This is a genomic window from Bartonella sp. LJL80 (assembly GCF_054871565.1).
The window spans coordinates 1-12,405 of the sequence record NZ_JBTXLM010000002.1 but is presented as its reverse complement, the minus strand read 5'-3'; the positions used below and the strand labels follow the sequence as shown (position 1 = coordinate 12,405).

Annotated in this window: 12 protein-coding genes and 1 pseudogene; 4 read left to right on the top strand and 9 right to left on the bottom strand. The window is 46.1% G+C overall.

Annotated elements, in window-relative coordinates; genetic code table 11:
* Positions 1 to 30 precede the first annotated feature (30 nt).
* The 3 genes from ACYSNS_RS04355 to ACYSNS_RS04345 all read left to right on the top strand — a co-directional run bounded on the left by ACYSNS_RS04355 (position 31) and on the right by ACYSNS_RS04345 (position 2,889).
* The gene (locus tag ACYSNS_RS04355; RefSeq protein WP_461721925.1) at positions 31 to 981 is read left to right on the top strand and encodes an ABC transporter substrate-binding protein; all 951 of its coding nucleotides are present in this window, start codon (positions 31 to 33) and stop codon (positions 979 to 981) included.
* A 68-nt stretch (positions 982 to 1,049) separates the two neighbouring features.
* On the top strand, positions 1,050 to 1,937 hold the full coding sequence (locus ACYSNS_RS04350; protein WP_461722383.1) for an ABC transporter substrate-binding protein: 888 nt from the start codon (positions 1,050 to 1,052) through the stop codon (positions 1,935 to 1,937).
* Between the two features lie 10 nt (positions 1,938 to 1,947).
* Positions 1,948 to 2,889 carry a PLP-dependent cysteine synthase family protein gene (locus ACYSNS_RS04345; protein WP_461721924.1) on the top strand — a complete coding sequence of 314 codons (942 nt, stop codon included), beginning with the start codon at positions 1,948 to 1,950 and terminating at the stop codon, positions 2,887 to 2,889.
* On the opposite strand, the gene ACYSNS_RS04340 is transcribed toward ACYSNS_RS04345, so the two are convergent.
* On the bottom strand, positions 2,876 to 3,625 hold the full coding sequence (locus tag ACYSNS_RS04340; RefSeq protein ID WP_461721923.1) for a MerR family transcriptional regulator: 750 nt from the start codon (positions 3,623 to 3,625) through the stop codon (positions 2,876 to 2,878). The genes ACYSNS_RS04345 and ACYSNS_RS04340 overlap by 14 nt on opposite strands.
* A gap of 131 nt (positions 3,626 to 3,756) precedes the next feature.
* On the opposite strand from ACYSNS_RS04340, the gene ACYSNS_RS04335 reads away from it, so the two are divergent.
* Positions 3,757 to 6,006 carry an ATP-binding cassette domain-containing protein gene (locus ACYSNS_RS04335; protein ID WP_461721922.1) on the top strand — a complete coding sequence of 750 codons (2,250 nt, stop codon included), beginning with the start codon at positions 3,757 to 3,759 and terminating at the stop codon, positions 6,004 to 6,006.
* Between the two features lie 147 nt (positions 6,007 to 6,153).
* Here ACYSNS_RS04335 and ACYSNS_RS04330 read toward each other — a convergent pair whose 3' ends face one another.
* The 8 genes and pseudogenes from ACYSNS_RS04330 to ACYSNS_RS04295 all read right to left on the bottom strand — a co-directional run bounded on the left by ACYSNS_RS04330 (position 6,154) and on the right by ACYSNS_RS04295 (position 12,020).
* Entirely contained in the window at positions 6,154 to 6,591 is a 438-nt protein-coding gene (locus tag ACYSNS_RS04330) for a hypothetical protein (RefSeq protein ID WP_461721921.1), read from the bottom strand.
* Positions 6,592 to 6,619: 28 nt separating this feature from the next.
* Positions 6,620 to 6,880 (bottom strand): hypothetical protein, encoded by a 261-nt coding sequence (locus ACYSNS_RS04325; protein ID WP_461721920.1) that lies wholly within the window; start codon positions 6,878 to 6,880, stop codon positions 6,620 to 6,622.
* A 38-nt stretch (positions 6,881 to 6,918) separates the two neighbouring features.
* On the bottom strand, positions 6,919 to 7,362 hold the full coding sequence (locus ACYSNS_RS04320) for a hypothetical protein (protein ID WP_461721919.1): 444 nt from the start codon (positions 7,360 to 7,362) through the stop codon (positions 6,919 to 6,921).
* The gene (locus tag ACYSNS_RS04315; RefSeq protein ID WP_461721918.1) at positions 7,359 to 8,636 is read right to left on the bottom strand and encodes a hypothetical protein; all 1,278 of its coding nucleotides are present in this window, start codon (positions 8,634 to 8,636) and stop codon (positions 7,359 to 7,361) included. The genes ACYSNS_RS04320 and ACYSNS_RS04315 overlap by 4 nt, the downstream gene beginning before the upstream one ends.
* Positions 8,637 to 8,680: 44 nt before the next feature.
* Positions 8,681 to 9,016, bottom strand: coding sequence for a PAAR domain-containing protein (locus ACYSNS_RS04310; protein ID WP_461722382.1), 336 nt, complete (start codon positions 9,014 to 9,016; stop codon positions 8,681 to 8,683).
* A pseudogene (locus tag ACYSNS_RS04305) lies at positions 9,002 to 9,055 on the bottom strand (hypothetical protein); the annotation flags it as partial. The gene ACYSNS_RS04310 and the pseudogene ACYSNS_RS04305, both read right to left, overlap by 15 nt.
* Positions 9,056 to 9,069: 14 nt before the next feature.
* Entirely contained in the window at positions 9,070 to 11,340 is a 2,271-nt protein-coding gene (locus ACYSNS_RS04300; RefSeq protein ID WP_461721917.1) for a type VI secretion system Vgr family protein, read from the bottom strand.
* Positions 11,341 to 11,504: 164 nt separating this feature from the next.
* Positions 11,505 to 12,020: an Hcp family type VI secretion system effector gene (locus ACYSNS_RS04295; RefSeq protein WP_461721916.1), complete on the bottom strand. Its 516-nt coding sequence runs from the start codon at positions 12,018 to 12,020 to the stop codon at positions 11,505 to 11,507.
* Positions 12,021 to 12,405 lie beyond the last annotated feature (385 nt).

Here is a 12,405-nt window from a genome sequence, read left to right as displayed (position 1 = left end):
ACAAATGCGTGTTCGCTCAGGAGATTTACTATGATTTTTTTTCCAAAAACCAAGATTTTAACCGCAGGAATATTGGCAATAGGCACGCTGTTCAACCAATCATCGTGGGCCACGCCCGTGAATATTGATCAAACACCTGAGCAGGCAGGACGCCCCGAGACCACAACAAGTCAACAACGTGTGGATGAAGTTGCTAAGGTACCTTTTGTAAAAAAGGATACCTTCACCATCGCCACCAATACATCGAGCAGTTTGCCTTTGCATGATTATGCTACGGATGCCAAAACCTTGATTGGTCTCGATATGGACCTTGCATCGGCAATCGCCAAACGCATGGGAAAAAAGCTAGAGGTTGTTGAAATCGTCTGGGCGGATTGGCCGCTAGGTCTGGCAAGCGGCAAATATGATGCTGTCATTGCCAATATTACCGTTACCGAAGAGCGTAAGGAAAAGTTTGATTTTGCGACTTATCGTCATGATGTCATCGGTATTTATGTCAAAAACTCAAGTCCCATCAAGGAGATAAAACAAGCAAAAGACATTGCTGGGCTGCGGGTTATTACCGATGCGGGCACCAATCAAGAAAAGATACTGTTGGAATGGGATCGACAGAACATCGCCGCCGGCCTGAAGCCTGTGGAGGTACAGTATTATGACGACAAAGCCTTGCAAACGCTCGCTCTTGATAGTGATCGAGCCGATGCCATTTTCAGCGTAAACGCCATGCAGTCTTATATCGCGGCAAAGACTGGCAAAACCCGATTGGTAGGTACAGTTAATGGCGGTTGGCCGTTGACAGCAGAAATTGCCGTTGCCCTACCGAAAGATAGTGCTTTGACCAAACCGATGGCTGATATTTTAAATGATCTTATTACTGAGGGAACCTACGGAAAGATTTTGCAAAGATGGAACTTGCAGGAAGAAGCGGTCGAGCAGTCGCAGATCAATCCGCCCGGTTTGCCAAAACCGGTTAAGCCATAAGGAGCGCGGCAATGTCGACATATTGGAAGAAATGGCACTCCATACTCGCAGCATTTTCTCTGACAGCTATGAGTCTATTGGCACAAAACGGACAGGCTGAACCATTTTTTGATACAACACCCGAACAGCTTAACCGCATACATGTCGGTAGAAATGAATCGGCCATCAAAGCCCTTCCGAAAGACTTTCCTTTTGTGTCCAAAGGTAAATTGACTATCGCCGTTGCACCGAGCGATCCGCCTCTTTCATTCTATGCACAAGATGCACGAACACCGGTTGGATCGGAGGCTGATTTTGCTTCTGCCATTGCCGAAAGTCTAGGACTCGACTTGCAGCTCGTCCCCATTACCTGGATCGACTGGTCACTAGGTTTAACATCTGGAAAATATGATGCGGCAATGGCCAATATCGGCGTTACCGAAGCCCGTAAGAAGAAATATGATTTTTCTACCTACCGCCAGGGACTACACGGGTTTTACGTAAAAAAAGACAGTGCCATCCAATCAATCAGCGCACCAAAAGACCTTGCAGGTCTGCGTGTCATCGTCGGTGCAGGGACCAATCAGGAACGCATTCTGCTGCGTTGGAACGATGAGGTTCAGGCAGCTGGTTTGCAACCTATTGCCCTTCAATATTACGATGATAGCGCTGCCAGTCTTCTTGCCATAAAATCGGGCAGAGCTGACGTTATTGTGCAGCCGAATGCCCAGCTTGTTTATATGTCATTGCGGGATGGCAATCTGCGCGGTGTTGGAACGTTAAGCGCCGGCTGGCCTGACCGTTCGGACGTTGCAGTTGTCACACGCAAGGGAAGTGGACTCGCTGAGCCAGTTACACTTGCGATCAATGGTCTTATCGCCGATGGCACCTACCAAAAAATACTCGACCGTTGGCACCTAGGGGATGAAGCTTTGCAAAAAGCTGAAACAAACCCCGCTGGTTTGCCCGAGAACTGAAGGAGTCGTGATGCGAATTTTCAACAATCTAACTGAACTTATCGGCAAAACGCCCTTGCTCGAATTACGAAATTACACGCAAAAACGACATTTGAATGCCCGCATCGTTGCTAAAATCGAATATTTGAACCCTGCTGGAAGCATCAAAGATCGAGCGGCTTTCAGCATGATCCAGGATGCGGAAGAGCGTGGACTTCTGAAGAAAGGTGATACGATTGTCGACGTAACAAGCGGGAATACCGGTATCGCGATGGCTGCTGTCGCTGCGGCTAAAGGTTATCGCACAAAGTTTTATGTGAGTGACAATATCAGCGTGGACAAGATCAAACTTCTTAAAATCTATGGAGCTGAAATCGTTACCGTTGAAAATGCATTTTTTATGGATCCCGAAGCCTTAGATAAAATTGCGTACCGCATTCAGGAAGAAAATCCAGCCGCATTTTTCATCGATCAACTGGCGAATCCTGCTAATCCCAATGCACATATTATAACAACGGGTCCAGAAATCTGGCACGACACCGACGGCGAAGTTGATATTCTGGTTTGCGCCATGGGCACAGGTGGGACAGCTTCAGGTATCGGACAATTTTTGCGATCGCGAAAAGCATCGATAAAGATAGTCATAGCAGAACCGGCGGAAAGCTCTTTACCGACTGATGACAACCCCTATCCCGATGAGATTGACGGTGTTCATAAAGTCAGCGAGGTGCCGCATGAATCGCTCCCTAAAAATTTCAATCGCCAGATGGTTGATGAAATTATCGCTGTTGAGACGCAAGAAGCCCGCCAAACCGCTTTGCACCTCGTCCGCGACGAAGGCGTGTTCGTCGGTGTATCTTCAGGTGCCATCCTGCATGCCGCGACATTATTGGCTGAACGCACGGAAAATGCCGGTAAGCTGATTGTCGCCATCATGCCTGATAGCGGTGAGCGTTATCTCAGCCGCTGCTAACCGCATCCAACTCCATCCAAGCTTCAAAATAATTTCGATACTCACCATTTTCCGCGCGGGCCGACACCAGATATTTGCAGATAACTTCGGCTTGCCTGCACCGGCCATACGGCGCAGCCTTTCGAAATTCGTCGGCATTACTTTGTTCTGCGCGGTTCATCCACAAGAGGCCGTAGAGATAGGGTTTATCACCTTTGTCACCTGCACGTAGGATCTTCCCTTGATGGTGCTCATCATCGACGAAAAGGCCACATTGGAAAGCATTTTTCGAACGTTCCCTCAGGATATCGGCAGATAAGCTCGGATCATCAAGATACATTTGAACCATCTGTTGATCGCGAAAATCAAAGGCATGAATGGACGGAATTCTTCCTATAATTTCTCGGATCGGTTCAGTTTCCAGTTGTTTGAATTGTTCAAATTTCTGTTGTCGCTTTTTGATTTTGGCAATAACACGCTCATAGTAGCGCAACTTGCTCTCAAGGTCGATCTTTGTGGCTTGAAGCAGCGTCAGCAGCTGATCTGGATTTGCTTTTTCCGCAGACTTGATTGCTGGCAATGGAAGCTCAAGACTGCGAAGTAACATGATTTCGCATATATTCAACATGGTCTGAAAAGAAAAACGGCGATAATTATTATCTTCGTCACGTTCAAATCGAATAAGCCCCTCCTTATCCCAGTAACGCAAGGTTGAAGCTGGTATGCCCAGTGATTTTGAAACGTCACTTATCTTCATAGAGCCTGCCATTGCCCATTCCAATCATTTTGCACGTTGACCTTAAAGCGGCTTCAAAGTTTACAAGCCAGTTTGCCAATTTGGCAAGCCTATCAATAAACTCAATCCCAACGCGAATGGAGCCGCATGTCATGCAACCGATCACAATAAAGGGCGCCGCAGAAAACAACCTGAAAGGTTTTGACATAAGCATTCCCAAGAACAAGATTATCGTTTTCACCGGTGTTTCAGGTTCAGGAAAATCATCCTTGGTGTTCGGTACGATAGCCAAAGAATCCCAACGTCAACTAAATGATACCTTCCCGCTCTATATCAGGCATAAACTCCCCCTTTATGAACGGCCTAAGGCCGCATTGATGGAAAATCTAACCCCTTCTATCGTGGTCAACCAAAAACCAGTCGCAGGCGGTTCACGCTCGTCCGTCGCAACACTAGTCGATATCGCGCCACTTTTGCGCCTTTTATTTTCGCGTTGTGGAACACCAAGTGCCGGTGTTGCTACCGCATATTCGTCGAACACACCGCGCGGCATGTGCCCGACTTGCAAGGGCATTGGTGAAACCGTGACGCTTGATCTAGATGCTTTATTGGATAAAAACAAATCACTCAACGACGGTGCAATCCGTTTCAAACCTTGGGGGCGAAACACTTGGCAATGGCGTTTATATGGCCATTCTGGTTTTTTTGATAATGATAAACCACTGAAAGACTATACGCCGGAAGAATGGTTTAATTTACTCCATGGCTCTGGACGGAAGGTCATTATCGAAAACGATCCGAGTGGTGTTTGGTATGAAGGTATCGTTGATCGTTTCAACAGGTTATACTTAAATAAAGATATCTCCAAAACCAGCCTATCAGTCAGAAGCGCCGTTCAGAAAGTTGTGTCTATTGCGCCATGTCCGGAATGCCATGGAAAGAAGCTCAATAGTGCCGCACTCAATTCACGAATAGCAGGTCGCAATATCGCTGACGTCTTTGATCTGGAAATTATCGACGTTATCGGTTTTCTTGATGCTGTAGACAGTCCAATCGGTCGCTCATTAAAAGCGGAAATTGCACCGGTATTGGATAAAATTGTTGATCTTGGTCTGGGATATCTAACACTCAATCGGCGCACGGATACGTTGTCCGGTGGTGAAGCCCAACGGTTAAAGCTGGTTAAATATCTGAACAGCAGCCTAACCGGGATGACCTACATATTGGACGAACCAAGTACGGGGATGCATCCTCATGACATAGATAAAATTATCAAAATTTTGAAATTGCTTCGTGACAAAGGAGATTCGGTTCTTGTCGTGGAACATGAACCGCTTATCATTCAAGCGGCAGATGAAATCGTCGATATCGGGCCTTCGTCCGGCATTGGAGGTGGCCAGCTGATTTATCAGGGATCGCTTGCGCAGTTGCCATCGTGCAAGCACTCCGTGACCGCGCAATGGCTGCAGAAACCGCTTACTTTATCCGAAAAAGTGTTTGTGACAGAAAAATATCTTACGGTTCGCAATGCGACACTAAACAATCTTGACCATATAACAGTCAACATACCTGTAGGCGCGTTGACAACCGTGACGGGCGTTTCCGGTTCTGGAAAAAGCTCGCTGATCCTTGGCGAGCTTGCACAGCAATATCCTGACGCGACAATACTGGATCAAAAACCGGTTGGCATCTCAAACCGTTCCAATCTCGCAACCTATCTCGGAATTATGGATTCTATCCGCGAGGAGTTTGCCAATAAGACCGGCGTCAAAGCATCGATGTTCAGTTTCAATTCGCTCGGGCAGTGTCCAAATTGTCAAGGGAAAGGCGTCATTGAAGCAGATATGGTATTCGCTGATCCTGTTATCGTAATCTGCGAAGAATGCAGGGGCAAACGTTACAGTAATGAAGCGTTGGCCTATACGTACCAAAGTAAAAATATCTCAGACATTTTAGCTATGACCGGCGATGAAGCCGTGGCTTTCTTCGACTCCGCGGCAATAGCGCAAAAGCTATTCATTTTGCAAAAAGTTGGTTTGGGATACATGACCTTAGGCCAATCGACGAGCACGCTTTCAGGTGGCGAATTACAACGAATGAAACTTGCAAGCAGTCTAGAAGCACAAAATAAGCTCTATCTTCTGGATGAACCCAGCAGCGGCTTGCACATGGCAGATATTGATAACCTGCTCCATTTACTGCGCAAGATTGTTGACGAAGGCAACACCGTGATTGTTATTGAACACGATTTGCAATTGATTGCGCAAAGCGACTGGATCATTGATATCGGCCCCGGAGGCGGTCGCTTTGGCGGCAAACTCCTTTATGAAGGGCCGCCAAATGGACTAATCAACAACGGTGCTTCCCTCACTGCCCAATGGCTGCGCAAAAGTGTCGCTTAAAAACTAGGATCAGGACCTATCAATTTTTTATTTTTTTTGGTGTGGCCATTTTTTTATCAGTAACATTATCTCCACTCTTACGAGCCAACACGGTTCCAACTGGATCAAGCGTAACTAATAATCTAATTTAACGGTACACCGAATATGCTATTGCCGATAAATAGCATCAACATCAATTCCATTTTCCGCCCCACACCGTTTCATGATGGCTACAGCTTCTATACGTTCTCTCTCAAGTGTTTGCTCAGGATGAAAATCATTCGCTCCAATTATATTCCAAACTTTTTTATAGGTTCCGGGATATAGATCTGGATAGAAAAGAATTTCTAATTTTTTACGGTTGTTATTTCTATTCTCATCAGAAAGAAAATCGATATAGGGTTTTATTTTTCTACTTTTAATCATGTCGTGTATGCTGCATGTCACATAGGCTTTGCACTTTTCTTGACTTGACGATCTTTGGCAATCATCCTTCATTGGCGTGCTTAAAGATATAACATTCCCTAACTTATATCCTTCTCTTAACGTAAATCTTTCTTTTGAACAGCTTATTAAAAAACCATTATAAAAATCATAATTAACCATCGCATACTACGTTCTCCACATCGTTATATTAATAAGAAAACATATCTCTTGCCAAAGCATGTTCAAAACCTGTTCTACCAACAGTACTTAGATTAACCACATTTGATTGATCAATTCTCATCATAGGACCACCTTTCATGGCAACGCCATTGGGGTCAATCGGTAAAAACCGTTTATATTTGGTGTCGCTGTCATTGTAATCGATATAATAATTTTTCCATTCATCATAGTTATGAATCTTTGTCGTTGTAATTCCCTTTTTCTTGTCAGTATGAATGACTTTACTCATTCTTGCAGACCATGTTCCAATGGGATCTAAAGTTACAATCAACTTAACTCTTTGCCCTGCTTCCTGCATCTTAAGGGCGATTTGCACCACAGCACATCCCCCCACGAGTGCCCCACTAAACAGATTACTCCGCCGAATTTCTTTTCATAAAGGTTGATTATATATTGTGCCTTTGTCGGCCATGCCGTATGTGAACAATACTCTATATGCTGATAATCATTATGAAATAATTCAAAATTTTTATATTTTTCATATACTTTTTTCATATTCTCATTAATCATAAAGTCGGCTGCTCCACCAACAAATAGTAAAAGAGGTTTTTTACATTTTGTTTTTATATCTTTTGCAGGTTTTGGAGGATATGGATTTGATGCATCAAAGTCGTCTGGTGAATTGATGATTGATTCAATTGCGTCTTTTGCACTTGGTAATTCCTCATTAGGCTCGTTAGCATTTGTAGAAATATTAGATTCATCTGTCATGCATTCAATTTCCTATAATTGGCTCCATAATATCGTGCAAAATTGATAAGTACACTTGGCAATATGTTTGGTTGAACACCTTCGACTAGCCATTTTTTTATATTTACTTCCAATCTTTCAACTCCAAAAACACCGACGTAAACAAGAGACACATATATACAATTACTTTGAATGAGATCATTCCGATTGCAAATTTCGTAGACCTGGTTCATCCCAACATCACTAACATCCGTGCGAAAATTCCTTAATGATTTTTCATCTTTAAGTTTTGCACGCATACTGAACAACAATGCTTCTAAAGCTGCATCCTCAAATGAAACAATTAGGTTATTTTGAATAGTATTTAGTCCATTATGATGTATTATATTTTTTATTTTAATATCATTATCAGTAAACTTTTTTAATAAAGTTGTTTCATTCTGAATATCTATCAATTCATATTTCTTTTCATGAAAGATACACATAATTGAATCTATATCTTTACGTTGACGATCGACATAAAAATCTGAAGAAATAGTAGATACAGGACCATAGAATTTCTTTTTTTCTGTTACGCTACAATTTTTAATAAATATACCTGTCACCCATGGATCATAATATCTAAAATCGACGATTTTGTTTTCGCTTTCGAGATAGACGTCAGAGAACTGTCTGAAATGACGACGCATTTTCCATAAGGGGTCTTCGGGGCCTTGTGTGAGGTTACCAAGCTTCAGCTGCTCTTCATTGGAATGCAGAAAGCGTTTGTCGTGAATGCGCGGGTTGCCATAAAGCAGATGTGCTTTATGCGTGGAAGCAGTGAAGTAGATGCCCCAACCTTGCCCCCAACCTTCTTCTATGAGCCATTTGGTCAGCTTATGCCCGCGCTTGAGCGCAATGATAAACGGAGCCTGCTGTACATTGCGGGTGGCAACATCACCCTGGAACATATGTGCCCATGAGATGTCGGGGCTGTTCAGAAGACGCCCATAGAGCCCCTCTGCCCAATAGCCATCCATGATGCAATAAACACGCACATCATCATCAGCCTCTTTCCAGAGAATTTCTTCAATCTGTTCAACCGTTGGGCGGAATGGTTCATCAGAAGACGTTGGCTTCGCCGTTTCACCATTCTTGTTGGCTTGCCCATCATGCAATATAGGATCAGCACCATCGGCTTGTGGCATAGGTTTATCTAAGTCTGTACCTTTGTTTGCTCGCAAGGCCGGATCACGTGCCCAATCAGGCGCAAAAGGTGAATCTGAATATTTTACTTTAAAATCATCTTCATTCATTGGATAATTCTTTCTGCCTCAGAGCACCCACTGCATTGCCCCCATCATTCTGCCTCATGGGCATAAGGGCATTTCTCACGGAAAGGCTTTCGGCTACCGGGAGGGCTGGATGCACCAATAAACACATTGGGGCTGCCTGTCTGATCAACGCCGCCACAATCAATCGGATCGCCAATGCGCCCCGCCTGTTTGCCATTGAAGAACACCGTTGGTGACCCCTTTGCCAGTTTCCGGCCATGGGGTGGGGCTGGACAGACATTACAGCCATGAGCGGCATAAGCGTCCCCCTTGCGCACAGCAGGACGCCCATTGATGATGACATTCGGACTACCTTCAACCGCAGGCGATGGTGGAAAATGGCAACTATGGCCAGAACCTATGTCGCCTAATCTTGCAGCAGGTAAACCCATGATAAAGACCTCCTCATCCTACCCTATTTCTTGAATGACCGCTGATAGCGCTCAGCATAAGGGCCCTGATATTTGTCGGCTTCCGGCGGTTCAATCATCGGCACCTCCATGCCTTTTGCTGGTGAGCCCGCGCCCGTATTGATGTTAACAACCGTGCCTTCAATGATAATACCACTGTCATCAATGCGGATAAAATTGCCGCCAACATTTAGCGAAATCACCGAGCCCGCACGCAAGACAACTTTATCGCCTGCATCGACAAATATCGTGCCCGGAGCCTTATATTGCTGATGTGCTTCACTCTCCATGCGGATATTGCGCTCAACGCGTTTGGTCCAGTTGCCTTTTGTCAGGTCAGCCTGCTCGCCATGCACAATTGACGTTTCATCGCCAATCACTTCATGCTTTTTAGAGCCCTCAACCATCAGGCTCATGGAACCAGCTATTGCTTCTGTATGAGAGCCTGACACCTCAATATCTTTAGAACCGCCAATACTTTCCGATTGTGAGCCGTCCACACGTTTATGACGGTTGGCACCAATCAGCCACGTTTCATTATCTTTCACAACGGCATTATGATACTTTTCAGCATGGAACCAGACTTCCTCTTCGCCTTTCTCATCTTCAAAGCGCAATTCATTAAAGCCGTCACCTTTGTGGGTTTTGGATTGCAGCACCATACGTGTTTTGAATTCTGGCAACGTATTGGGCGGCATATTCACTTCATGATAAGTCCTGCCGGTAATAATCGGCTGATCGGGGTCGCCCTCGAGGAAGTCGACGATGACTTCGTGGCCGATGCGTGGGAGCGCCACATGGCCCCATTTGCCGCCACCCCAGTTCATCGACACACGGATCCAGCATGATGAGTCTTCTGCATTGGGTTCCTTGTGGCGGTCCCATGGGAAGTGGACTTTGACACGACCATATTTGTCGGTAAAGATTTCTTCTCCCGGAGGGCCGACAACGATGGCAATCTGCGGGCCGTCAATCAGCGGCTTGACCGACTGCGGTGCTCGATAGGGAAGTTTTGACGGCTGTGCTGTAAAGGCATTGGCATAAGTGGTGGCAAGCTTGGCATCCTCCCCCTCACTTGATTGCACAGCTAAGTTCATGCGACGGCTCAGCGCCTGCTTAAGAAGATTGGGGCTCATCGACGATGTCGTGCCAAAGGCAAGGCCGGAAAGCTCTGTGCCCGGCAAGCCTGGTGCCACCAGACCCGTATCCGCCATCGGCGCGCCCTGCCCGTCTTCCATCCACGCCTGTGGCTGCACACCTTCATGGCGGATGGTCAGCAAACGCCAGTTCTGGTTCAGCTTTTTGTCTGGATGCTCTTGCAAATCAACCGCATGGCCGGTGAGCAAATGCGGAGCGTTCGAGATGCCGTAAGCAAGCGAGGCATCAACGCGGGCTGCCTCGAGCTTATAACGGGTGAAGGGTTTGCCCGCAGCATCGGCCTTGTAGCGGCCGGGATAGTCATAAAGTTCGTAATCCTTCTTCTCGCCATTGGGATTGGGGGTGCGCTCTTTATGTTCCTGATTATAGGCCGGGTTCTTAAACGTATAGTCACGCTGCACCATGGTGGTTGCACGCAGCTTCTCGCGATAGGTCAGCGAGGAACAGTAAACGCCCTTCACCGCCCCTGATGCAAGTGCATTATATTCAATCTCCTTTTGTCCAGGACAAGCCGATGGACTGGCGGGATTATCCGACACAATCAGCTTGAGTTCGCCTTCCTTGCCATGTTCAAAATAATAGAACATGCCTTCTTCCGCCAGAATGCGCTCAACGAAGGCCAGATGGCTCTCACGATACTGCACACAATATTCCCGTGTCTGATGGCCGCTATCATCAACATCCCAGATCACATTCTCGATCTCATGTTCCTGGAACAGTTGTTTGATAATCTCGCTGACCTTTTTCTGCTGAAAGATACGACAATCAGAACCATGGTCCAAACGATAAAGGCTTGGCATCAGCACAAGACGGTAAGCCGTGCGGTGATGGCCGCTGTCGCCCCGCTCGGCCTCCACAACAACGCCGGAGAAGTGACGCAGTGTCTCAAGATATTTATGATGAACCGTCAGCGTGCCGGGGCTATCCATCAGATTCTGTAAATCGATATTATCATCATCCGATGACAGCATCACTTCAATACGTGTCATGCCGAAGACGGCTTCATCGACCGCAAAGGCCGTGACAACAAACTTGTCATTTTGCGCCTCGTTCATCCAGTAGCTAAAGGCAATATCCTGATCCTGCATCTGTATAGGCAATTGCGGTATGGCACTCATTCATTCTTCTCCTGACATGGATCAAGGATAATCTTACCCTGTCCGGTCTTGTTCATTGTCGGGCCTATTCATTGCCCACAAACCTATGCGACGATCACATCGGGCAAAAAGTATTGCAGCATCCGCGCAAAGGTTCGCCTTTGCGCGGATGCTGGCCTTGCCAATTAAACCTTCGGTGATCTCCAGTCGTCGGCACCCGAAGTACCTGCAACCACATGCTCCCACTCGATCTTGCGATAGCTTAGCGACACCGTCACAAGCTGGGTGAAGTCGGCATTTTTGGGATCCTGACAATGCGGCATGTCACAATCAACATCGACAATCAGCGCATCTGTCAGTTTAGTGGTGAAGAAGTGCTCTTGCTTGCCAGAGGTATTGGTGCGGAACCAATGCACTTCGCAGGTGGTCAGCATCTCGCCCGAGGTCAACGCGTTGTAAAGCAACGGCGTTGCCTTATTGAGCGGCGAGGTAAACTTAAATGGCTTATGCACGCGTTGTCCCGATGGCTGGCCCGACTGTGGATCACGTGGAATGGTGATCACATGGTCGATCGCCTGAACAAGAATCTCGTCCTCATGGCCTTCCTGCCAGATGTTGCCGATGGAGTCTTCGGTGGCCGCCCCTTGAGTGATAAGACCCTGGGTTGCACCTTCAATTTTAATATAGGCCGGTGTTGGCATGGTTTGCTTCCTTAGAAATGACTGTTTGATCATCAGGCCAATGGTTTTCCCCAAAAGCCCATTGTGAGTGGTCTGACACACATCCTGCAATCACAATTGATCTGCAGCATCTGTGTCACCACCTACCAATCAAAAAGCAGGAACCATGCCAGTTTGAGAAGAACAGACAAAAAACGCCGAAATAAATCACAAGTCATTGGAAACAAGAAGCTATTATTTAAACGCCGAGAGCTTCACTGAAAACAACACTTAACATTCATCATGCCAATTTTGGCATTTCAAAACAGTAAAAAACCAACAAAATCAACCAAAAACACATGAATTACCAAACAATTCCAATACTTTGCCAAAAGTGGCAGTCACAATGCCAAAAACGGCACCATAT